This is a genomic window from Streptomyces pimonensis (genome assembly GCF_041380215.1).
Lineage (GTDB): Bacteria > Actinomycetota > Actinomycetes > Streptomycetales > Streptomycetaceae > Streptomyces > Streptomyces pimonensis.
This window is the reverse complement of sequence record NZ_JAHWZY010000050.1, coordinates 1-22,496: the sequence shown is the minus strand read 5'-3', so window position 1 is coordinate 22,496 and position 22,496 is coordinate 1. Positions and strand designations below refer to the sequence as shown.

The window sequence follows — 22,496 nt, the reverse complement described above, 5'->3', positions numbered from 1 at the left end:
GCAGGTGTCAGGGGGAGAACGCAGGTGCCCGAGAACAGCCCCACTGTCGAAGAGCCGCGGTTAACCGTCACCAGGCCACCGCGCCGCCACCCGCGCAGAGCGCTGGCAGCGGCGCTGCCCGTACCGGTCATCGGGCTGGTCCTGCTCGTGGCCTCCGGGAACCTGCTGCTGCCGGTGCGGACGGTGGTCACCATCGAGGCCAAGATGGCCTCCAAGAGGGACTTCTTCCAGGACCCCGAAGTCGAGCGGCTGCTCATGAAGCACGGCTTCCGCATGCGCATCACGAGCATGGGCTCGCGTGAGATCGCCAAGCAGGACTACGACGGATACGACGTCGTCTTTCCCTCCGGCCAGCCGGCCGCCGACCTGATCAGCCGGGAGCGCGCCCGGGCGAACCGTCCGGTGCTGCTGTACCGCCCCTTCGTCAGTCCCATCGTGCTGGCCACCTACCGGGACTACGCCGAGGTGCTCGCGGCGGAAGGCGTCGCGAAGCGCCTGCCGGGTTCGAACGGCCCACCGATGTACTACACCCTTGACATGCGGAAGTTCCTCGACCTCGGGCTCGGCAAGAGGAAGGGCGTCCAGCGCGATCCGGAGGACGGCTACCGCTGGGACGAGATCGACGACAGGAACCACGTCCGCAACGGCAACAAGATCCTCGCCCAGACCTCGGACATCTGCGAGGCCAACTCCGCCGGCACCTACCTCGGACTCGTGGCCTTCGTCGAGCACGGGAACGACGCACCGGACAGCGAGGCCGAGGCCGAGCAACTCGCCCGGAAGATCAAGCCGCTCCTCGTCGAACAGGGCCTGCCGTCCTCCGAACGGGCCGAGACGTATCTGTCCCCCGACGGGCAGGGCATCGCCCCGATCTCGGTGATATACGAGCACCAGTTCCTCGCCCATCAGCTACGACACGAGGCGCAGAAAGGCGAGACCGACGACGAGCGCGTCCTGCTCTATCCGTCCACGCGCTTCGTCACCGAACCCCAACTCGTCGCGCTGACCGGCGACGGCGCGCGGCTCGGCGAACTGGTCAACGAGGACCCCGAACTCCAGCACCGGGCCATGGAGTTGGGCTTCCGGTCCCGCAGCGCCGGCAGCGGTGCGAGCAGCGACGAACTCACCCGGTTCCTCACCGAGCGGCGGATCCCGGTGCCCACCACCTCCTCCGACGACACCCGCGCGGTCCTGCCCAGCCTGCCCCTGCTGGAGAAGATGATCGAGATCGTCGGCGATTGCCCGGACAGGACCGGCAGCTCGTGAGGCGCGGCGCGGGCCTGCTGGCGCTCTGTCTGGCGCTCGTCGCCACCTTCCTCACCGCCTGCTCGGGCGACACCGGCGACGACACGGTCCGGCTGCGCGTCCTCGCCAGCCCCGATCTCGCCGTACTGGGGCCGCTGCTGGGCGAGTTGAAGGACGAGACCGGCGTCGACCTGCGCCTGTACCACCGGGCTGACGCCGAGACGAAGACCCCGGACCGCGACCGGTACGACCTCGCGTGGCTGTCCTCCGACCACTATCTGCGTCTCACCGACGAATACGCGATCCGAGGGCTGCAGCGCACGGTCACCATGACGTCCCCCGTCGTCATCGGCCTGAAGCCGGATGTGGCACGCGAGCTTCGCGCCCGGGTGCCCGGTTCCCGGCTCACCTGGGCGGACATCGCGGACGCTGCCGCCACCGGCACCGTCCGCTTCGGCATGGCCGACCCCCGGCACGCCGGCAGCGGGCTCGCCGCCCTCGTCGGCGTCGCCACCGCCGCGGCCGGCACCGGAGCAGCGCTACGTCCCGAGGACGTCTCCTGCGACCGGCTGCGCGGCTTCCGCTCCGGCCAGGCCCTCACCGCCGACACCGGCCCCGCCCTCGTCGACACCTACGTCGACCACCAGGACGAGGCCAACGCCCTCATCACGTACGAGTCCGATCTGCTCGCCCTCAACGCCTCCGGCCGCCTCGACGACCGCCTGGAGGTCATTCGCCCCGAGGACGGCATGGTCCTGGCGGACTTCCCGCTGCTCCTGCTGAACCCGGCCCACCGCGCCGCGTACGACAAGGTCACGAGGTGGCTGCGGCGCGACTCGGTGCAGCGGCAGATCATGCGGCACACGGTGCGCCGCCCCGTGGCTGCGACGGTCACCCGGGACGCGCGGCTGCGCGAACCGGTCGGCAACGCACTCTTCTACCCCGACCAACCGGCCGTCGTCGAAACGCTGCTGGCGGACTACGGCGACCCCGACCGCCGCACCACGAGCCAGGTGGTCTTCCTGCTCGACTTCTCCGGCTCGATGCGCGGCGCCCGGATGGCCGCCCTGCGCGAGGCCTTCGCCGGACTCAGCGGCGCGGATCCCTCCGCCTCCGGCAAGTTCACCCGCTTCTACCGGGGCGAGCGACTGACCGTCGTCCGGTTCGGCGGCCGGGTGCTGGAGCAGACGACCGTCACCGTCACCGGTCCGAAGGACCTGACTGCCCTCGCCGACACCGTCGCCCGGGGCGGCTACGGTGACGCCACCGCCGTATGGTCCGCCCTCGACCACGGCTACCGTACCGCCGCCCTTGAACTGGCCGCCGACCCCGACCGCTCCGTCTCACTCGTCCTGATGACGGACGGAGAGAACAACGCGGGCCTGTCCTACGCCGAGTTCGCGCGCCGCCACAAGGCGCTGCCCGCCGCCGTGCGCACCGCCGTCCCCACCTACCCCGTCCACTTCGGCGAGGCCGACGCAGGCGAACTGCGGCGCACGGCGGCGAGGACGGGCGGACGGATGGTGGAAGCCGCCGACTCGTCCCTTTCCGAGGCTTTCAAGGAGATCCGTGGCTGTCACTGACGCACTGTGGTGGAGCCTTTGGTGGCCGTGGATGACGGTCTGGCTGGTGACGGTCGCCGGCGCGGTGGTGCTCGCGGTGATCCTGGTGCGCCGTGCCTGGGAGCGGCGCAGGCACCTGCGACGCTGGCAGTCGGCGTACAGCATCTGCCTGTACCTCGACGAGCAGGCCGTGATGGACCTGTACGAACTCGGCAACTATCGGTCCGCGCTGGAGGAGGCCGTCGAGCTGCGGACGAAGGTCGACACGAGTGTCGGCTTCTGGAGCCGGGTGCTGACGTGGCTGTTCCGGTTCCGGCTGAAGCGGGACGTCAGCCAGGAGACGTTCCGCAAGTTCGTGCGCAAGGACAAACCGATCAACGTGATCGGCGTGGTCATGGAGGCCTTCGACCGGGCCGACGCCATCGTCCACGCCGACCTGACCACCCTGACCGTCGTCCCGAACCGGAACCTCGCCGACAACCTGGCCGACGGCCGTGCGGTGACCCTGAGCCGCATCGGCGAGTTCGTCTCGGTCAAAGGCATGTTCTCGCGCGTGCCGGACGTGACGGAGGGATTCGTCCTGCGGGCCGAGTACGGCGACGAGCAGCCCCCCGTTCACATGCGCGTCGTGGCTCCCGGGAACGCGCGCCGCCCCATCCCGGACGGCACGTTCACGGCCCGCTGCCTCGGCAAGATGACCGGTTGGCGGGAGGACACCCGGGAGGTGACGCTGGAGGTGATCGCGATCTTCTGGTGACCGCCGCTCACCAGGAGTCCGGTTCGGCGGGACGCGCAGGGCGCGCGGGTCGGGAGGTCGGGTCACCGGCCCCTTCCGCCGCACCCCCGGCCGCCGGCGATCCGTCCGCGCGACCAGCAGATCCGCGGAGATCTGTCACGGCCTCACCAGCCACGTTCGCACCATGCTCGCCCTCAGCAGGGAACCCGACTTCGAACGGCCGCGGGAGGGTGCCTCGGTCCGCCAGTGGTTCCGGGACGTCGACGCCGCCTTCCACCGCACCCTGCTCGTCGGCTCCCGTAACGAGCTGTTCCTGCACCTCTCCCACCCCGTCGCCGTGGCCCTCAACCACCGCATGGACCGGGACTGGGCCGGCGGCCGCCCGGGACCAGGGCCTACCTGCGGCACGTCCCGGCCGTCTTCGAGGCCGTCCGGGCGGAGTTCGGTCCCGAACTGCCGCTGTTGCACGACGGCCACCACCGCATGACCCCCACCACCGCATGACCCCCACCATCCAGGCCGCCCAGCTCGGCAAGGCGCTGGAGCCCTACGACTTGTTCTGGCTGGAGGACGCCACCCCCGCCGGGGACCAGGCGGCCCTGCGCCTGATCAGCCAGCACACCACCACCCCGCTGGCCGTCGGCGAGGTCTTCAACTCGGTGTACGACTACACCACCCTCGCCCAGCGAGCGCCTGATCGACCACGTGCGCTCCGCCGTCACCCATACCGGCGGCGTCACCGCGATGCGCAAACTCCTCGACCTCGCCGACGTGCTCGGCACCAAGTCCGGCATGCACGGCCCCGCCGACATCTCCACCGTGGGCATGGCAGCCGCCCTGAGCAGCACGGCGGCGGAACCCCGGCCGGAGCCTTCGCCCGCACCGGGCAACGCCTCCTCGCCCTCGCCGCCGGCATCTGGCACGACTGAACCATCGGCGCCGCAGTCAAGCGATCGTTGATCGCCTACGACCACTGAAGACCTCGGACTCGTTCATCCAGCGGGGAGGGACCGTACACCGGGGACGGCTTGCGAGTCGTCCTGTTCCCCCATCCTGCCGGCCGGCCCGGGCTTGCGCTTGACGGGCTGCGGACCGTTCTCGGGCCGGTGTGGAGGGCTTGAAGGCCGGGGCCCGTCGAAGCGCCTCCGCCGATCACGACATCACCACGGAGCGCGTGGTCGGGACGGCGGCGTCGCCGATGCCGGTCGTGAACTTCACGGTGAGACTGTGGGCGCAGGGCAGACTGCCGCCGTTGTGCACCGCGCCCCATGCTGCCGGACGCTCGACGGCATCGTCGTACGCGCAGTTCAGATCCGCACCCTCCGCCGCCCGAGCTGCCGGCACCGGTCAGGGCGGCCGGAACGGCACCGAAGGCGGCGACGGCAGGATGGTGCGAGGCCTCACTCCTCGATCCCCCTGAAACGGTGCGACAGGCGTGCTGTCGACAAGCGTGGCCATACTGTAATATTAATCGCACATAATATTTTCGTATGAACATGAAGGTGGTTGGACTGTGTGAGCTGGGCTGACCCGTCGACCTGCGGAAATGCCGTCACAGTCACATGACATGCCTGTACTAGCGTTCAAGGAGGGGGAACTTGACGCGATGGATGTGTCCGAACGAACAATGCCGATGCGTACGGGAGCGGAGGCCGTGGTGGCCGACCCGGCCGACGCGTCGCACCACGACGCGCGAACCGCGGGTGAGCAGGCGCGCTCCGGTCCGCGGCAATCACCGTGTGCGTCGCCGATGACACGCCCTGACGGCGAACGGGACACCGGCTGACGGTGGCGTCCTCACGGACGCTTGCCGAACGGGGCGTTCAGTCGTTCGCCCCGACGCCCGCGGTCACGCAGCGTCCAGGCGCCCGGCAGCCGGTGGCGCCCGGGGCGGCCGTCCACCCGCATGCCCGCCGCCTCCCTCGGCGCTGCCGGCACGCCCGTCGCCGCACCATGCCGTTCCAGGGGCCGTCGACCGATCGAAGGGGCCGGCCCCCACATCAGCCAACGAAGGAACACGAGATGATTCCTTTGACATTCCCCGGCGCGCCCTCCCGCGATTCCCGTCTGCGTCGGGTGACCGAACCCCGCAGCGAGGCCCCTGGTGACCCGCTGGGCCGGAACGACGAGACCGCGCAGAGCCTGCAGCAAGGCGTGTGTCGCCGAGTGACCGCTCTGATCGGCAGAGAGGAGGAACTGGCGGCCGGTACCCATTGCGTCCTGTCGTACCGCCAGAACTGCTTGGTGATCGCCGGCGAGGCGGGGGTGGGCAAGAGCCGCTTGGCTGCCGCGGTGATGCGAGCCGCCGCTGAGCAAGGGCACCCCACCGCGCGGGCACTCGCCACGGACGTGACGCGCACCATACCGCTCGCGGCGCTGGCCCACCTGCTGCCGGACCCGTCGCCCTCTTCGGACGTCGGAACCCTCGTCCGGGAGGCTGCCGCCCACATCGGCGCGGGCGGCAGGAGGCGGCCCGCGCCCGTCGTCCTGGTGGAGGACGTCCACCACCTCGACGAGATGTCGGTCGCGCTCTTGCGCGGACTGGTCGAAACCGAGGCCGTCAGGCTGGTGGCGACGGTCAGGGACGACGAGGACAGGAACGGACTGGTGTCCGACTTCTCACGGCCGGGCGAGGGCCTGTACTTGCGCCTGGGACGCTTCGACGAGGAGGACGTGTCCTCCTATCTGAGTCACGCCCTGCAGGGCGAAGTGAGCGATACCGCGGTGACCGAGTTCGCACGCCTGTCCGCGGGGAACGTCATGTACCTCAAGGAGTTGTTCGTCGGCGCCGTCCGGAGACGGCAGTTCGAGAAGGTCGCCTCGGTCTGGGACATCACCCAGGTTCCCACCGGTACGCCCCGGCTGAGCCAGGTGGTGCACCGGCGCATGGCTGCGCTGGGAAACGAGGAGCGCGACATCGTGGAAACACTGGCCTGCTGCGAGTTCCTCGACTTGTCGGCCCTGGAGGGGACGGGGGCGAAGGAATCCCTCGACCGTCTGATAACCGCCTCCCTCGTGCAGGTGCGCCGGACGGGCAGGAGAACCGTGTGCGCACTGGTGCACCCTGTGGTCGGGCAGGTGGTCCGGGAACGGCTGCCTCATGTACGCCGACGCGAGATATACCGGCAACAGGTCCGGCACATCAAGGGAATGGGGGCCCGGCGTCGTGAGGACGTGGTGCGCATCGCGACGTTCGAGGTGGCCGCGGAGGGGGAGACGGACTCGGCCACCTTGGCGGCCGCCACGCGTTTCGCGCACGAGGCGAGGGCCGCGCACGAAGTGCTGGAGTTGCTCGAGGCGGTGCCGCCCGGTTTCGGTGAGTTCGACACGGCGTTGCTGCGGGGCGAGGCCGCATGTCTCACAGGGAACTTCGATGAGGCCGAGGGTTCGCTGAGGCGGGCGGAGGAGCTGGCGACGACGGACGAGCAGGTTCTGCCGACAGTCATGCTCCGCACATGGAACACCTTGTTCGGCAAGGGGACGCTCGCCACGGCTCTGCGACTCAACGGGAACGGACGGCTGAAACTGCGGTCACCGGCCTCCCGGCGCACCCTGGACGTCAATGACGCCGCACTCCGTACATGGCGCGACCCGGCCGGCCGGGTCCTGGAAGACCTGACCGACGCGGAAGGCGTCGCGACACCCCGGATCAGGCACTGGGTCCTGCTGTACCGGTCGCTTGCCCTCTCGCTCCTGGGCCGTACGGCAGCCGCTGCGGACAGCGCGATGCTCGCATACGAGGTGCGCCGTCGCGCCCGCCCCGAACCGGACGGGAGGGAGCAGGCCGTCGACCTGTCGATGGTGTGGCTGGTCTTCGCTCACATGGAAGGCGGAGATCTTCGCCGCGCTCGTGAACTGGCCCGACGAGCGCACCACCTGGCCGCCGAACACGGACTTCCCGGGCGTCAGGCGCTGCACGCCTGGCTGGTGGGGAGGTGCGAGCTGATGGCGGGGCGTCTGCGGGAGGCCAGGACCTGGCACATGAAGGCACTGACCGCTGCCCAGGGACCGGAGCGGCAGTTCATCGGACAGCACGTATGGGCCGGATTGACCGCCATCCACGCACAAAGCGGTGATCTCGACGCCGCCAGGAAGGCCGCCGCGCGGTACGACGACCTCGTGGCGTCCCCGGCTGATCGGGACGTCCTCTTCGCGTCAGCCACCGCGACGGTCGGACGGGCCTGGCTCCTCCACGCCTCGGGGCAGCCGTTGGACGCCCTCCACACCCTGGACCAGGGCATCGGTGATATGCGCGAGGCGGAACAACGCGTCAACGAGAGCTGGCTGCTGACGGAACGAGCTCGCCTCGGTGGCCTGACCGGTGTCCGTGACCGTCTGGTGGAGTTGTCGAAGGAGTCGGACGGGCGACTCGTCGGCGTGCGGGCCCGGGTCGCCGCGGCGATGCACTCCAGGCAGGGCGACGAACTCATGCGTGCAGCGCTGTCGTGTGCCGAGACGGGAATGCCGTTGCTGGCCGCGGAGACGGCGCTTGCCGCCTCCCATGCGCACGCGGCGAGGGGGGACCGGGACAGTGCGACGAAGGCGAGTCGTTTCAGCGCTGCTCAAAGGCGACAGTGCGGCGATCCGCGCACACCCGGCCTGGTGGTCTGGCCGGGGACCACTCCCCTCACCCCCCGTGAGAGGGAGATCGCGCTGCTGGCCGTGACGGGCCTGACGAACAAGGAGATCGCCCGGCATCTCGTCCTGTCGGTCCGCACTGTCGAAAACCTCCTCCAGAAGGTCTACAACAAGACGGGCCTGAATTCACGTCGGGCACTGGTCGAAGCGAACCCGCACTCGACGGGCCCGGGGGACGACCGCCCGGCCGGACGCACTGAGCCCCTTCCCGCCCGGGGAGGGAGCCGGTCGGTACGTGTGCAGCCTGCTGTCGCAGGCGTCGGGACATTGCGGCGGTGACCGGTTCCGCACCGCCTCGACTGCTTCGCCCTCATGCCCCGAAGCCTGGAGACCTCGTCGTCGCATCGCTGTCCGGTCCGCTCCATGCCGCTTACGAGCACGGTCTCGCGCAGGCGGTGGCCGTGTGCTCGAGCGGACGGGATTCCGCGTGCGTCGGGCACCGCTCCTCAGCCCGGGCGGCGCCATGGGCGGGGCGCGGCTCGGCGGCGGACGCCGCCGAGGGGCTCAAGGGACTGCTGCGTGATCCTCAGCCGTGCGTGATCACCGCGCATGACGGCGGCCGGACGGCGCTCGGTCGCCTCGACCCGATCGGCGTCGCGGCGGTCGCGGCCGGCCCCGAGCCGATCCTCGGCCACAGCGACATCTCGCTGCCGCACCTGCTGCTCTGTGCGCGCACGGGGCAGGTCGGCTTCCACACCGACCCGGCCGTGCCCGGACTCGGCGGTGCGCGGCCGACTGCGCCCGCAGCACGCCGAGCGGAACTCGAGAGGTTCTGCTCGGCGCTGCCGACCGGCGACGAGGCGATCGGTGCGCTGCCCGCCGCCGCGTCGTGGGAATGCCGGTGTCCTGGTCCGCGCAGGCCGGTCGACCGGCGGCCTGCTCAATCGCATCGCGCCGGCGCGGGCGACGCGTGTGGCGCATGAACCGGCCGGAGGCCCGCTCGACGATCCGGCGTCGGCCCGTGCCTCGGTCGCCGGGAAGGCCGGGAGCAGTCCGAGGACGTCGACACCGGGGCGGGTTTCGCGGCCTGAGCCCTTCTCACCTGCGCCGATCCCCGGGCGGCCGCGTACCCGGCGGCGGAGGTCCTGATGCTCTGCGCGTCGAGCACGCGGGCACCCGGCTCGGCGTCCCTCGATGTTCGGAGGGCGTTCACATGCGGCACCGGATCACCTCGGGGCTCGGGCCGGCTGTGATCACGGCGCGGAGGGGGAACGCGATGAGCAACGCGACAGCGACCAGGAGCCCGCTTGCCCACAGTGGCCCGAGATCCCCTGCCGTGGTGCCGAGGGTGGTCGCGGCGATGAGGGGACCGACGGCGGCGCCGACGTTGAGCGCGACGGTCGCGTAGGAGCCCGCCATCGTGGGGGCTTGTGCCGCCTCGTGGAGGACCCGTGTGATCAGTGTGCTGCCCAGCGCGAACGACAGTGCGCCCTGCACGAACACGAGGGAGAGCAGAGCGACCGGCCTGTCGGCCAGTACGGCCAGGGCCGGCCAGCCGATGAGCAGCAGCGGACCGCCGGCTGCGAGGACTGGGGCGGGGTGCTGGTCGGACAGCCGGCCGGCGACGGTGACGCCCACGAAGGAACCGGCGCCGAAGAACACCAGAGCGACAGGGACCCACAGCTCGCCCAGCCCGGCGGTGCCGGTCACAAGGGGAGCGAGGAAGGTGAAGCCGGCGAAGGTCGCCGCGTTCACCAGTGCGCCGAGCAGCATCACCAGGAGCAGTCGCGGCCTGGTGAGCTGGGCGAGCTCCGTCCGCAGGGCCGGCCCGCCGGTCGTCTCTTCCTGCACGCGTCCTGCCGGGACGCCCCTCAGAATGCCGAGAGCCGCGGGCAGGCAGAGAGCGGCGACGGCCCAGAAGGCGGCCCGCCAGCCGAGCACCGCGCCGAGTACCGACCCCCCGGGGACCCCGGCGATCGTGGCCACCGTCGTGCCTGACAGCAGCACGGCCAGCGCACGTCCCTTCCGGTCGGCGGGGACCAGTGTGGCGGCAGCCGTCAGGGCGACGGCGAGGAACCCGGCGTTCGCGAGCGCGGCGACGACCCGGGTGGCGAACAGGACCGGGAAGCTGGTGGTGACGGCGCCCAAGGCGTGAGCTGCCGCGAAGACGAGAACGAACCCGAGCAGGCTGGAGCGCCTGGGCCAGTTGCGGGCAAGCGCGGCCACCAGGGGGGCACCGACGATCATGCCGACCGCGAAGGCCGGGGTGAGCATGCCTGCTGCCCCGACGGTGATGTCGAGACCCGAGGCGATGTCCGGCAGGAGGCCGGCGAGCATGAACTCCGAGGTGCCCATGGCGAAAACGGCCAGGGCGAGCAGATACAGCGGGAAAGGCATCGAGTGGCTCCGAGGCGAGGAGAGGCACGAGAAGGTCATCTCGTCACCGCGGCCAGCACCGAGCGCGCACTCGTCCCACCGCGCGATGCGGCGCGACGGCAGGGCTATGGGTTCAGGGGCTCAGGGGGCTGACGGCGTGACCGAAAGCCCCCACTCTGTCCGACTCAGGACTCGACATGGCCCGCACGCTACCCGACCGGCGCCCGTCGGGGCATCCCGGTTTCACCGGTGCCGGCCCTTGCCGCCGACGCCATGTCCGCAACGACCGGCCGTCGTCCTTGAGATGCGCGTCGCCGGTGACGACTTCCCTGTCGCGGAGGAAGGCGAGGCCCGGCGCGGGCAGGACGTACCGCTTGCGGGCCCGTTCCGGCGCGGGCGGTACGGCGCGGCGTACGGGCCGGTTATGCCGCCCCTGGGTGATCGTCGAAGCGGTGACGACGGCCACGTGAGGAGGCGGTTGCTCCCCGCACGGTCGACGGTGTTGCGGTGCGGGCCCGGGCGGCTCCGGCCGCGGTCCTGCCCTTCTGATGGCCTGCCGTGCGGTGCGGCCGACGCGCAGGATGCCCGGGGGCGTCACGACCCGGTGTGCGCCGGACGGCGCTCGCGACCGCCGGGATGCCGGTGCCGCCAGATCCAGAAGACCGCACACGACAACAGGGCCCATCCGCCCAGCACCAGGAACGGGAACGCGTGCTGGTGCCCCTGGAAGTACACCGCCGTGTGCTGCGCGTTGACCGAGGCGCCGGGCGGCAGCCACCTGCCGATCTCGCCGAGCGGGGACGGCAGCAGCGGCCAGGACACCGCGCCGCCGGACGAGGGGTTGCCCAGCAGGATCATCAGCCCCCACGTCGGCAGCATCGCCCAACGCCCGACCAGGGTGTTGAACATGGTGAAAACCATGCCGCTGGCGAACAGGGTGAGCGCCAGGATCAGCCACGACTCCACGAACGGCAGATCGAGCGCGCCGAGCAGCCAGTCCACGGTCGCGGCGATGGCGAATCCGCCGAGCAGCGCGTAGGCGAGGGTGAACAGGATGCGTTCGAAGGGCGTCAGGGAGCGTGCGTGCACGCTGAGCTGGATCGCCCCGACGAAGCCGATGATGACGGCGGCCAGCGAGATGTAGAAGATCGCCAGTCCGCGCGGATCTCCCTCCTGCAGCGGATTGAGGTCCCGGACGGTGACCTCGACGCCGGTCTCCTCCCCCACGGTCGGCGCCGTGTCGGCCAGCACCTCCGCGACCGAGGCCCCGGAGGCCCCCGACAGGTCGACGACCACGGTCCTCCCGTCGTCGCGGATGTCGAAGATCGCAAAGACCTCCTGGTCGTCCATGGCCTGACGGGCCCCGGCGACACTGTCGTACGCGTGCACCTTCACGGACGCGTTCAATGCCTTCTCCATGCCGTCCAGAAAGGCCTGCCCGCGGGCTTGTTCGTACGATCCGACCACGGCCGTGGGGATCGAGTGCGGCGTCGGATCGGCCATGGAGTAGGTGTACGAGCCGGCGAAGAGACCGGCCGCGGCCGCCAGGATGAGCACGAGTACGACGGCCGGCCACAGCGGTGACTGCCGGAACCCGGACCACCGCTGTCCGCGCGTCGGTGGCTGGACGTGGGCACCATGGGGCATGTCGGACATGACCAAGAGATTCCCACAGGCAGGGTGAAAGAGCATCGAAAGCGGGGAGGGTGTCGTGGAGACGTCCTTCCGTCCCGTCTCGGCCGGCAGCGCTCTCGTGCAGTGGGCGGGGGAGGCCTCCGGGGAGCTCGGTCTGGAAGAGGTCGACTACCGGGTGCGCTACTGCGCCCAGGGCATGGACGAGGTGCACCGCCAGGACGCCCGCCCGCGGCGCCGGGCACACGCCGATGCCCGAACCCATGTCGCTCCCGCGGATCACAGGTCCCGCGGTCGCCCTGGTGAAGGCACCGAGCCCTCCCGCGCCGCCGACACCGCAGCCCGGGGGAGCGGTGCCGTACACGAGGGGAGCCGTGCACGGCGAGCCGGACCCGTTCCTGCGGATGTCCCAGCCCCGCATGGCCCTGCCCGTACTGCTCGGCGCCACCTGGAGCCCGACCCGCTCCAGGCGGCCCTGGACGCGGTGTACGCGCCCGTGGCCACCTACGGTGAGGATGACCGTACGTTCCTGCGGGAGATCCGGTCCGAGTGCCAGGAGAGGTGAAGCGAGAGGCCGGCGGAGACCTCACCGCCGGGTTCGTCCCGTCCCGCCGCCCCCACCGAGGACCGGACGGTGCCCGCACGGCAAAGGCCGTCGCGCCCCGTGGCGCCCCGCCGCCCGGAATCCGTCCCACGTCCCGTGGCGCGTGGTCCCGGAGGGAGCGCGGGCCGGATCCGGCCGTCCGGTGTCAGAGGAGCACCGGTGTCCGGCAACCCGTCTCCGTTCTGTGCCTTGCGCCCTGACGGGGGTAGACGACGACCACAGCTGGACGTCGATCACCGAGGGAGACGGATCATGGACAAGGGCAAACAGATCACGGGGGCGGCCCGCGAGGAGCTCGCGCGGGAGATGAAGAAGCAGTACGAGAACGGCCTGTCCCTACGGGCCATCGCCGAAGTGCACGGACGGTCGTACGGGTTCGTCCACCGGGTGCTCACCGAGGCGGGGGTCCCCCTGCGCAGCCGAGGCGGGGACCGTCCGCGCCGGCGGCTCGAGGAGGCCGGCCGTTCACAGAGGTGACGGCGGCCCTTCCTGCGGGAAGTGGCCGACCTCTCGGCCGCAGGACACGGCGGAGCGTGCGACGGAGGGTTCAGGGACCGGTGTGCGGGGGGCGGGCTCTCCGGCCGGCGCACCGGAACCCTCATCGCCGGGCCCCGGGAGGCCGGCCGGACGGGAGGACTGCCGCACCGGTCCCCCACGACGTCGGCCGCGCTCGCGCCACCGGTGAGGCGCACGGTCGGCCCTCCCCTCGCCGCAAGGACACCGAACCACGGCGCCTCACCGGGTGAACGCGCTCGGAGGGGTGCCGGCCCTTGCCGAGGCGGGTCCCGGCGAGCGGACGTCCCGTCAGGGGGTGGCACGGTGCCCGTCTCTCCCGCGTCCTGGCCGCGGGGATCTCCCGCTCGACCGCCTTTCGGCTGCTGACCCGGCTACCACTGCCCGCACCACGAGTGCCGAAGGGCCTCGGCGTGGACACGACTTCGTGCTCGGGCGGTTCCACCGGTATGCCGCCGTTCCGGCGGATGCCGGGATTGGTGAGCGGATCGACGTGCTGCCCGGCCGGAGTGCGGACACGCTCGGACGCCGACTGCGCGAGCACCCCGGCGCCGGGACGGTCCGCAGGCGGCTCGGGCCGGCCTGCGGCACGCCGCGCGACCGCTGCCGGTCGCCCGGGTGGCCGAGGCGTCCGGCTGCGCTACGGGGTCCCTCCGCGGGACCACCGAACGGCAGACGGGGTCACTTCTTGACCGCGACACCGCAGACGGAGACGTCGGCCGTGTCCTCCTCGGCCCGGCCGGCGTCCGGGCGCCAGGCGGCCGTGGGCACGACCCCCGGCTCCACCGGCTCCAGCCCGGCGAAGAAGGAGGCGATCTCCTGCGGTGACCGCAGGTGGTAGGTGTTGGCCGACTGCCCGTTGTAGACCCCGACCGCGGTGCTGAGTGCCTCGTTGGTGTTCGTGCCGTCACTCAGGGCCAGGTAGCTGCCCGGGGGCAGGGCCGACATCAGCGTGCTCACCAGGTCGGCGGGGCGCTCGGCGTCAGAGATCTGCCCCATGATGCCCAGCATGGTCAGGGCGACCGGGCGGCTGAGGTCCAGGGTCTTCGCCGCTTCGGCGAGGATCCGTTCCGGATTCCTGACGTCGGCGTCGACGTAGGCGCAGGCGCCCTCGACGCTGCTGGTGAGCAGGGCCTGCGCGTGCACCAGGACGAGGGGGTCGTTGTCGACGTACACGATGCGGCTCTCCGGAGCGATGCGCTGGGCCAGTTCGTGTGTGTTGTCGGCGGTGGGCAGTCCGGTGCCGATGTCGAGGAACTGGCGGACACCGGCCTCGCCCGCCAGGAAGCGTACGGCGCGCGAGAGGAACCTCCGCTGCAGCCGCGCGACGGCGGCGAACTCCGGGAAGGTCTTCAGGATGATCTCACCGGCCTCGCTGTCGACGGGGTAGTTGTCCTTGCCTCCCAGCAGGTAGTTCCAGACACGGGCGGAGTGCGGGCGATCGGTCCGCAGCCTGGCCCTGACTTCTTCACGCGGATGAGTCATGGGGAAAGCTTCACACAGAGCTGTTGCTCGGTGGACCGACTACCGTGACACCGGGCCGGGCCCGGGCCGGTGAGCGTCACCGAGGCCGCGGCGACCCGCGGTGGCCGGACCTGCGAAGTGCTGTGCGGGGCACGGGAAGCGGCGTGCTCCACGTACCGGCCCAGCCCGGGCCCCTCGTGCCTACGGCAGGGCTGCCTTCGTTTTGTCTAGACCTCTTTCATCTGGGCCCCTGCCCCGCCCGTGATCTGCGGACGGCGTTTCCCGCTGTTCTGAGTACTTCGCGTTTCCTCGGATTCCCTTGTCCGGCAAGGCTGGAAGCAGCGCGTCCGCATGCAGGACCGGAGTCCGTCCAGACGAACCGCTCCCGCCTCCTCGCTCCTCCTCGCTGTGATCGCTGCGAGCGCGACGGGCGCCGTGGGCGTGACGGCCGCTCCCGCGGTCGCACACGGGCGCGACAACCGCCTCAAGAAGATCATTTCCACGACGAGCATCGAGGCGAAGATCGGCCAGCTGTTCGTGCCGTACTTCTACGGTATGTCGGCGACTTCTCCCAGCCGGTTCGACCGGGACCGCCGCCTCAGGGAACTCGGCGTCCGCACGGCGGCCGAACTCATCGCCGAGTACCCCATCGGCGGTGTCAGCTACTTCTCCGGCTGGGCGAACGACATCCGAGACCCCCGTCGGATCGCTGACTTGACGAACGGGATGCGACGGGCGTCACTCGCCCGCCCCGCCCCGCCCCGCCCCGCCCCCGCCCCTGATCTCCATCGACCAGGAGCGCGGGGCCGACGTCCGTATCGGCAGCGGTGCCACCCGGCTGCCGGGCGCGATGGCGCTCGGTGCGGGCCGCTCGCCCTCCGACGCGTGCACCGCCGGGTGGATATCGGGCACCAAACTCGCCGCCCTGGGCATCCGTCAGAACTTCGCCCCGGTCGCCGACGTCGATCCGGCCGACCCCGCCTTCAACGTCCGTCCCTTCGGGGCCGGCGCCCGCGGGGCCGGTCGCACGGTGGCGGTCCAGGTGACGGGTTGTCGGCAGACCGGCGTCGTGGCTTGTACCAGGCACTTCCCGGGCCACGGTGACACCGGGGAGGACAGCCACACCGGACTGCCCGTGATCACCCACACCCGCGAGGAAGGGGACCGCATCGACGCCCCGCCCTTCAAGGCCGCGATCGCCGCCGGTGTCGACTCGATCACGACCGCGCACCTCCAGGTCCCCGCACTCGACCCCGGCAACGAGCCGGCCACCCTGTCGCCCACGATCCTCCAGCGCGTGCTGCGTGACGAACTCGGCTTCGACGGCGTGATCGTCACCGACGCCCCCAACATGCGCGGCGTGCGCACCGAGTACGGCGACGACCGCGTGCCCGTCCTCGCCCTCAAGGCCGGTGCCGACCAACTGCTGTTCCTCCCGGACATCGGAGTCGCCCACCACGGCGTCCTGACCGCCGTCCGCAGCGGGGAGACCACCGAGGACCGGCTCGACGCCTCGGTCCTGTGCATCCTGCGGCTCAAGGACGAGGCCGGCCTGTTCAGCGGCAGCCCCTACGTCTCCCCGAAGGAGGTCGGCCGGGTCGTCGGCGCCCGCAATCACCGGCTCGCCGCCGCCCGGACCACCGAGCGCACCACCACCCTGCTGGTCGACGAGGACGAGGCGCTCCCGCTGCGCCGCCGGCAGAGGAAGTTGCTCGTGGCCGGCGCCAGCCCGGCCTTCCCGACCGACGACACCCGCACCACGGTGCCCGAACTGGCCAAGGTGTTCGACGAACTGGGCTACAGCACCGCCCACCTCGCCACCGGCCGGGTGTCCGACGCGGCGAAGATCGACGAGGCCGTGGCCGCCGCCCGGGGACGGGGCGCGGTGGTGGTCACCACCGACGACGTCGACGCCGCCGGCACCCAGCGCATCCTGGTGTCCCGGCTGCTCGCGACGGGTGCCCCCGTCGTCCACCTTGCGGTGCGCAACCCTACGACATCTCCCACCGCGGCGACGTCCCGGCCTCACGCGTCTCCTACTGCTGGACCGAGGCCGAACTGCGCGCCGCCGCCGGGTGATCGCCGCTCGGGTCGAGCCGCGCGGCAAGCTGCCCGTGCCCATCCAGTGGGCCGACGACCCGCCCAGGGTCCTCTTCCGCTCCGGGCACGGCCTGTCGTACGACGACTGACGAACGGGTTCACCGGTTCCGTCCGGAACCGGAGCTCACGCGGTGTGTGGGGCGTACCGGTCCGGCGAGGGTGACACGGTGGCATCACCGGCAGGGGCGCGTGGTTCTGTACGCGGGGGCCGGCAGCGATTGTCGATGGTTTCGGGTAGTTTTTCGCGATCAACCAGTTCGGAAATGTCGATGAGAACGGGCAACGGCCCCGGGGTTCCGACCGCTCTTGAACCCGCCCGCTCCGAGGCCGTGATCCACCCCGCTATGACCGACCTGATGGCCCGCCGCCTCACCGGCGGAGCCACCATCTCGTGGCGCGACGCGGTACAACCGGATGAAATGCCAATTACGGGATGAAACATCGGGAGGAAGCGACCTCTGAGAGTGCTTGCCCCCGCCATCGCTCAAATGAAGTCGGAGGCGTGACCGTGCGCCCAGTGGCGGAAGGTGCGAGCTGGAGCTCCCGTTATCCGGTCGAGTGTGAGGTAGGCATCGTCGTCCGGGACGCTCGTGTCATGGGGTTCATCTGTGATGCCTTCGGCGCCGTCGTAGCTTTCGAAGCCGAACAGGAAGTCTGCGTTCGCGGCCGCGAAGCCCCCTTGGGCTCGGTAGAAGCCGCGGGCTTGTTCGGCGGAGACCTCATCGAGCGTGATCTGTTCCCCGATCGCTTCTGCGATCGCTGCAACCTGTTCGCGTTTGGTGAGACTTTCCGGTCCGATGATCGTGTCGATCCGTCCGCGGCGGCGTGGGTCGAGCAGGTTGGCCAGGACGACGTCGGCAACGTCGGCCTCATGGATGGGGTGCCCGATCTGATCAGGAAAGGGCTCCACAGCTCGGCGATTCGCCTTGATCGCTGGTCCCCATATGAGGAGAGAGTTTGTCGCGAACTCGCCGGGACGCACGATGCTCCAATCCAGTCCCGAGTCCATGACGGCCTGCTCGACGACGGCGTTGTACGTGGTGTCGTAGCCGGCCGTTACGGCGGCGGAGGAGACCACCACCACGTGCTCGACGCCCGCCTGCTTTGCGCGAGAGACGACCGCCTCAACGGTCTCAGGGACCGCGATCAGGACGAGTTGCGCGGCACCGTCGAATGCGTGCCTCAGCGTGGACGGGTCGTCCAGGTCGCCGAAGACCACGTCCGCACCATCCGGGAGTGCGGCACGTTGCGGGTGTCGCGACATTCCGCGCACTGTGTGACCGGCATCAAGCAGCCCTGCGACGACCAGGCGGCCGATCGCCCCAGTGGCCCCGGTGACGACAATGGGAGAGATATTCTTTAAATGATACATTAATTCTCACTGTAAGACGTCGACGTATCATGATGCAATGGACCTCTCCCCTCAGCGTGCAGGGTGCTGAACGCGCACGATCCGTTGCCACCGGATGTGCGACAGGGCCGTTGAACCGGCACACCCTCCGTCGACAAAACCAGGCGCGGGTGGGACTGCTCCTCAGGGGTGGGCGCGGACGCCGACGCTTCCGGAGGCGGTGAGGCTGCCGCCGGTGACGCGGCCGGCGGCGTCCGAGGCGGGGGAGGCCACGGCTTCGGCGATCCGCCGTCCGGCCGCGACACGCCGTCCTTCCCGAGCATGTTCGTCCGTACGCGTCCGAGCACATCAGGGCGGGTGCGCCGACACGCAACGCCATGGCAGGAAAACCGCTGCGCGGCCGGCGAGAGGGTGTCCCCTGGTGGACCGACGTCCTTCGAACGACCGGAGCGGACAGCCGTGATGACCACCTGCAACGAAACCCCCACCGAGCGCGTCCCCGGACGGGCCTGGACCGTCCGGATCACCGGACACAGCGACCGCTCCGCCACCGTCTCCTGCAGCACCCCCGCCTGCCGGATGCCGGCCCGCTCCAAGGACCTCGCGGCCCTGCGCGCGTTCGCCGCCCGGCACGCCGCCGCCCACGCCAAGGCCGCCACCGTCCGCCCCCATGCCTGGTGCCACTGCGGCTCTCAGGGCTGCGCCGCCCACCCCGAGACCGCGGCGCACTGCGCGGGCGCCGTGCTGCTCGTCCTGCGCCACGACCCCACCGTCGGCCGCGTCTGGAACGTCGAGGAGGTCTGTGAAACCTGCGCACCACTCCTGCCGAACGTCACCGTCCTCGCCCGCGCCACCCGGCCCCGACGCCCCACCGCCCAGCCCACCACTGCGGTACCGGCTGCCCGGCCGGCCGTTCCGGGCGGCTTCTCCTCACCGGCCACCGGTCCCGCCGAGGCCGAGAGCCGGACCGCGACCGCGCGACGATCCCGCCGGGCGCCGCAGCGCGCCCGCCGGCGCCCGGGCCGGAACCGCTGACCGCCCGGCATCCACTTCCCGCCACACCGGACCGGGCGTTCAGGGAGCGTGCGCAGGCTCGCCAGGGCGCGCCTCGCCTGCTTTCAGGAAGCGGCGACTGCACCGAGCCGTGCGTCTCGGCGCGACGGTTCGGGCTTGCCACCCCCTGGCGGGCCGCACGGAACTACGGCACACCGGGACGTCCCCTCTTCAAGGCATGTCGCTGGTAACCGCGCGCGGTTCCGGCCGTGGCAGCGGTCCGGCGACCGCCCCGTCTGCCTCAAGGCCGTAGCGTCCGTCCCCTTGCGGCAGGGTGACAAAGAGCCCGGCGTCGACGGCCTGGCGGCCGGTCAGTTCAGGCTTCTCCGTTCCGCGACATCCTTCCGCAACACCGCCGGCCGCTCCGGGACATCGGTGTGCCCGGCGTCGGTGACCGGGCGGATGAGCCGTCCGGCGTCCTCCTGTGCCCCGGTTTCCTCCCGCGTCGGCCTCGACCGCACCGGGCATGCTCTTCCGAGCCGTCTTCCACGCCCTTCGCCCCCGGCAACCCGTCCCAGCGCCACCCGGACACGGAGCGGGCCGGGCGGCGGGCGGCCCGGCCCGCCGTACGCGGAACGGCACCCATGAGAAGGGAACTCCCTGGCCGCCGGAGCGCGGATCAGGCCGCCGCGGCGCGGAACGCGCTGGGACTCAGGCCCTTGTGGCGTTTGAACGCGGCACTGAAGCCGAAAGCGTCGGCGTAGCCGACGGACCTTCCGGTCTGGGCGATGCTGAGGTCGGTGTCGGTCAGAAGCGCCTCGACCTCGTCCATGCGGCATTCCGTGAGGTGGGCGAAGGGCGGGCGGCCCATCGACTTGGTGAAGCGCCTGGTGAACAGCGCCCGGGAGACGCCGGCTCGCGCGGCCAGCGACGCCGCCGTCCAGGCCTCGGCGGGCCGGTCGTGGAAGGCCTGCAGGGCGCCCGCGGACCGCGCACGGCCGGACGCACCGGCTGATGGCCCCCGGGCGCAAGGGCAGCGTGGCGTTCCGCAGCGCCTGTCCGAGCCCGGCCCGGGTCGGCCGGCTCTCCAAGAGCACCGTCCGCACGGGCGGGAGACTGTGAGGGCCGACCGTGCGGGACCAACGCCGCCGGCGCCCCCATCCGCGGACCCGGAGCGGTCGCCGGCCTCGCGGAGATCCGGCCGGCCCGTCAGACGGTGTTCCGGGTCCGGCAAGCCGCTGACGCCGTGGGCGGTCATCCGCGAGGCCCTCCCGCACCAGCGCACCGCCCCTGCCCCGCGGCCCGTGCCGTGCGGGAGCGGCCGCAGCGCCTGTCCGAGCGCGCCGAACTGCCCGACGTCGCCCTCCGGGCCATGTCGCCGCAACCCCACCCCGCACCCCGGTGGGGCCGGCGCTTTCAGCCCGTCCACTCCTGCGGTCTCATGCCCGATGCGGTCCTGCGGGAGAACCTCATCGGCGTGTCCCGCGTTGAAGCAGTCGACGAAGCCGAAATCGTCACCGACGTCTTCGCGTGAATCCTCGCCACGGCCCTGCCGGGCGACGAACCGCCGGCCCCGTGGACCGAACCGGACAAGAGATCGAGAGCATAGGAGATGCGGACATGGCGGTGGAGGCCGACACTCAGCGGGGGAGCGTCGCGGGGCGGGTGTGGACGGTCCGGCTGGACCCCTGCGGCCGCCCTTCTGCCGGCGCGGTGAAGCTCTCCTGCTCCCGCCCGGCCTGCGCCGATCAGCGCTTTCCCGAGGGCGCCGCCGCAGGGCGCAGAGCCGCGATCGGGCACGTCAACCAGCACCTGGCCCGTATTCGCGAGGGCGGCGGCCCGCGCGGCGGGGCGTGGTGCGCCTGCCGCGCCGCCGACTGCGCCTGGCACACCCCCGCCCCCGCCGCCGGAGGGCGGGCAGGAGCAGGATCGGCCGCGGGGGCGGGGCGGTGCGGCGGCCCGGTGGTGCTGACGGTGTACGCGGACCGTGCCGGAAGGCTGTGGCGGATCGCGGAGACGTGCGCGCGCTGCGCGGCCGCCACCGGCGACTGCCGCGTCCTGGACACCGCCCCGGCCGGAAAGGGCCGGACAGCGAGGGCGCCGGCCGCGCAGCAGGAGGGCACAGGCGGCGCGGTGGGCGAGGGGATGACGCCGCTCTTCTCCGATCACGGTTCCTCATCCGCTGCCGGTGCCCCGTCTTCCCGGGCCGGCACACCGACATCGGTTCCACGGGCCCGCGCCGTCTCACCGGTCACGGCGTCCCGGCGGGCGAAACGGTGGGGGAAGATCGCCCAGCGGATCGTGCCGCACGACCTTGAGCCCGACGTCCTGCGCCTTGAGCTCTTCGAGCTCGGAGACGCCTTCCGTACCTACCAGCAGCGCACCGAACCCGATCTCGCCCTCCTCGCCGAGCTCCACGACCGCAAGGCGCGCGCGTTCGCCCTGTGGGCCGATGTGAGCGGCGACAACTCACTGCGGCACGAGGCGAAACGCGCCGAGCAGGCGGCACACACCACCCGGGAGATGCACGCCAACCGCACGACGGGCGCCGGCGGGCCGGCGGCGGAACGGCTGCTGACCCGGCAACAGGCGGTCCATGCCCGCACCGTGCTGGACTACGCCGCCGCCCACGCCCCGCTCCCCGGGGCCGAGGTACGCCTCGCGGTTCTCATGATCACTCTGCGGGCCGCGAAAGCCGGCACCGCGAACGTCACCGGCCAGGACCTCACCGGCTGGCTCCAGACAGATGCCGAACCGGTGCTCCGGCGACTGGTCGAAGCCGACTGGCTGCGTCTGTCCGCCACCGTGGCCGAGGTGATGGCCTCCCGGCCCGAGGACCCCACCGCCCTCACCGTCCCCGCACTGCTGCCCGAGCAGCCCCGCCCGTTCGAGTTCGGCAAGACCACCCGCGCGAGGATCTCCGGCTGGGCCCAGAAAGTCGTGGGCGACCGGAAGATCCGGAAGAGGCAACCGGATGCCGCCACCCGGCTCCTGGCCCTCTGCACCGCCGCCCACACCCGCCCCGACGGACGGCTCGGCCGCGCCGAGGACGACGGGCTGCACCTGGACCGGGTCGCCGCGTTCTGCGCGCTGCCGCCCGACCAGGTCGCCGAGCACACCGAACTGCTGGTCGCCGCCGACTGGCTCACCGAGGTCGACACCGCAGGGAAGCGGCTGCGCGGACGACTCACGGAGCGGACCCTGCCGCTCGGAGCGCTGCTGTGACAGGCCGGGTGCGACGCAGACCCCCAGCGGAGCCGACGGACCGGGCAGAACTCCCGGATGTGCGAAGCCGACTGCCGCAGGCCGCCGACGAGGAGCAGCAAGCGCCGGACCGGAGGG

General features: G+C 71.5%; 15 protein-coding genes and 4 pseudogenes. 13 read left to right on the top strand and 6 right to left on the bottom strand.

Going from position 1 to position 22,496, the window contains the following annotated elements; all coding sequences use genetic code 11:
* Positions 1 to 24: 24 nt before the first annotated feature.
* The 5 genes and pseudogenes from KYY02_RS30635 to KYY02_RS30615 form a co-directional block, all read left to right on the top strand.
* The gene (locus KYY02_RS30635) at positions 25 to 1,266 is read left to right on the top strand and encodes a hypothetical protein (RefSeq protein WP_371243680.1); all 1,242 of its coding nucleotides are present in this window, start codon (positions 25 to 27) and stop codon (positions 1,264 to 1,266) included.
* A complete protein-coding gene (locus KYY02_RS30630; protein ID WP_371243678.1) occupies positions 1,263 to 2,828 on the top strand; it encodes a vWA domain-containing protein in 1,566 nt (521 codons plus the stop codon). Before KYY02_RS30635 ends, KYY02_RS30630 begins: the two co-directional genes overlap by 4 nt.
* Positions 2,815 to 3,564: a hypothetical protein gene (locus KYY02_RS30625; RefSeq protein ID WP_371243676.1), complete on the top strand. Its 750-nt coding sequence runs from the start codon at positions 2,815 to 2,817 to the stop codon at positions 3,562 to 3,564. Before KYY02_RS30630 ends, KYY02_RS30625 begins: the two co-directional genes overlap by 14 nt.
* Positions 3,565 to 3,727: 163 nt before the next feature.
* Complete coding sequence (locus tag KYY02_RS30620; protein WP_371243674.1) at positions 3,728 to 4,030, top strand: hypothetical protein; 303 nt, start codon at positions 3,728 to 3,730, stop codon at positions 4,028 to 4,030.
* Positions 3,931 to 4,383: pseudogene (locus KYY02_RS30615) on the top strand (enolase C-terminal domain-like protein); the annotation flags it as partial. The gene KYY02_RS30620 and the pseudogene KYY02_RS30615, both read left to right, overlap by 100 nt.
* 312 nt (positions 4,384 to 4,695) lie before the next feature.
* On the opposite strand, the gene KYY02_RS30610 reads toward KYY02_RS30615, so the two are convergent.
* On the bottom strand, positions 4,696 to 4,887 hold the full coding sequence (locus KYY02_RS30610) for a hypothetical protein (RefSeq protein WP_371243672.1): 192 nt from the start codon (positions 4,885 to 4,887) through the stop codon (positions 4,696 to 4,698).
* Between the two features lie 822 nt (positions 4,888 to 5,709).
* Here KYY02_RS30610 and KYY02_RS30605 point away from each other — a divergent pair.
* The gene (locus KYY02_RS30605) at positions 5,710 to 8,460 is read left to right on the top strand and encodes a helix-turn-helix transcriptional regulator (protein ID WP_371243668.1); all 2,751 of its coding nucleotides are present in this window, start codon (positions 5,710 to 5,712) and stop codon (positions 8,458 to 8,460) included.
* Entirely contained in the window at positions 8,457 to 9,104 is a 648-nt protein-coding gene (locus KYY02_RS30600) for an LD-carboxypeptidase (protein ID WP_371243666.1), read from the top strand. The genes KYY02_RS30605 and KYY02_RS30600 overlap by 4 nt, the downstream gene beginning before the upstream one ends.
* Before the next feature lie 226 nt (positions 9,105 to 9,330).
* Here KYY02_RS30600 and KYY02_RS30595 read toward each other — a convergent pair whose 3' ends face one another.
* Entirely contained in the window at positions 9,331 to 10,518 is a 1,188-nt protein-coding gene (locus tag KYY02_RS30595; RefSeq protein WP_371243664.1) for a Cmx/CmrA family chloramphenicol efflux MFS transporter, read from the bottom strand.
* Positions 10,519 to 11,091: 573 nt separating this feature from the next.
* Complete coding sequence (locus KYY02_RS30590) at positions 11,092 to 12,153, bottom strand: ABC-2 transporter permease (RefSeq protein WP_371243662.1); 1,062 nt, start codon at positions 12,151 to 12,153, stop codon at positions 11,092 to 11,094.
* Between the two features lie 832 nt (positions 12,154 to 12,985).
* Here KYY02_RS30590 and KYY02_RS30585 point away from each other — a divergent pair.
* On the top strand, positions 12,986 to 13,210 hold the full coding sequence (locus tag KYY02_RS30585; RefSeq protein ID WP_371243660.1) for a helix-turn-helix domain-containing protein: 225 nt from the start codon (positions 12,986 to 12,988) through the stop codon (positions 13,208 to 13,210).
* Between the two features lie 717 nt (positions 13,211 to 13,927).
* Here KYY02_RS30585 and KYY02_RS30580 read toward each other — a convergent pair.
* Positions 13,928 to 14,731, bottom strand: a complete 804-nt coding sequence (locus tag KYY02_RS30580) for an SAM-dependent methyltransferase (protein ID WP_371243658.1) — start codon at positions 14,729 to 14,731, stop codon at positions 13,928 to 13,930.
* A gap of 330 nt (positions 14,732 to 15,061) precedes the next feature.
* On the opposite strand from KYY02_RS30580, the pseudogene KYY02_RS30575 reads away from it, so the two are divergent.
* Positions 15,062 to 16,899 (top strand): annotated as a pseudogene (locus tag KYY02_RS30575) (glycoside hydrolase family 3 protein).
* Between the two features lie 222 nt (positions 16,900 to 17,121).
* A pseudogene (locus KYY02_RS30570) lies at positions 17,122 to 17,247 on the top strand (IS5 family transposase); the annotation flags it as partial.
* A gap of 47 nt (positions 17,248 to 17,294) precedes the next feature.
* Here KYY02_RS30570 and KYY02_RS30565 read toward each other — a convergent pair.
* Positions 17,295 to 18,182: an SDR family oxidoreductase gene (locus KYY02_RS30565; RefSeq protein ID WP_371243656.1), complete on the bottom strand. Its 888-nt coding sequence runs from the start codon at positions 18,180 to 18,182 to the stop codon at positions 17,295 to 17,297.
* 441 nt (positions 18,183 to 18,623) lie between these two features.
* On the opposite strand from KYY02_RS30565, the gene KYY02_RS30560 reads away from it, so the two are divergent.
* Positions 18,624 to 19,196 carry a hypothetical protein gene (locus KYY02_RS30560; protein ID WP_371243654.1) on the top strand — a complete coding sequence of 191 codons (573 nt, stop codon included), beginning with the start codon at positions 18,624 to 18,626 and terminating at the stop codon, positions 19,194 to 19,196.
* 637 nt (positions 19,197 to 19,833) lie between these two features.
* Here the strand turns inward: KYY02_RS30560 and KYY02_RS34035 are convergent.
* Positions 19,834 to 20,133: pseudogene (locus tag KYY02_RS34035) on the bottom strand (helix-turn-helix transcriptional regulator); the annotation flags it as partial.
* A gap of 330 nt (positions 20,134 to 20,463) precedes the next feature.
* Between KYY02_RS34035 and KYY02_RS30550 the strand changes: the two are divergent.
* Positions 20,464 to 20,688 (top strand): hypothetical protein, encoded by a 225-nt coding sequence (locus tag KYY02_RS30550; RefSeq protein WP_371243650.1) that lies wholly within the window; start codon positions 20,464 to 20,466, stop codon positions 20,686 to 20,688.
* An 86-nt stretch (positions 20,689 to 20,774) separates the two neighbouring features.
* Positions 20,775 to 22,379, top strand: coding sequence for a hypothetical protein (locus KYY02_RS30545; protein WP_371243648.1), 1,605 nt, complete (start codon positions 20,775 to 20,777; stop codon positions 22,377 to 22,379).
* The last annotated feature ends 117 nt before the right edge of the window (positions 22,380 to 22,496 follow it).

What these genes read in the sequence shown, in the direction of transcription:
- KYY02_RS30620 (WP_371243674.1), top strand. Translation starts at nt 3,728, where the DNA reads ATGCTCGCCCTCAGCAGGGAACCCGACTTCGAACGGCCGCGGGAGGGT.
- KYY02_RS30595 (WP_371243664.1), bottom strand. Translation starts at nt 10,518, where the DNA reads ATGCCTTTCCCGCTGTATCTGCTCGCCCTGGCCGTTTTCGCCATGGGC.
- KYY02_RS30590 (WP_371243662.1), bottom strand. Translation starts at nt 12,153, where the DNA reads ATGTCCGACATGCCCCATGGTGCCCACGTCCAGCCACCGACGCGCGGA.
- KYY02_RS30585 (WP_371243660.1), top strand. Translation starts at nt 12,986, where the DNA reads ATGGACAAGGGCAAACAGATCACGGGGGCGGCCCGCGAGGAGCTCGCG.
- KYY02_RS30580 (WP_371243658.1), bottom strand. Translation starts at nt 14,731, where the DNA reads ATGACTCATCCGCGTGAAGAAGTCAGGGCCAGGCTGCGGACCGATCGC.
- KYY02_RS30565 (WP_371243656.1), bottom strand. Translation starts at nt 18,182, where the DNA reads ATGTATCATTTAAAGAATATCTCTCCCATTGTCGTCACCGGGGCCACT.
- KYY02_RS30560 (WP_371243654.1), top strand. Translation starts at nt 18,624, where the DNA reads ATGACCACCTGCAACGAAACCCCCACCGAGCGCGTCCCCGGACGGGCC.
- KYY02_RS30545 (WP_371243648.1), top strand. Translation starts at nt 20,775, where the DNA reads ATGGCGGTGGAGGCCGACACTCAGCGGGGGAGCGTCGCGGGGCGGGTG.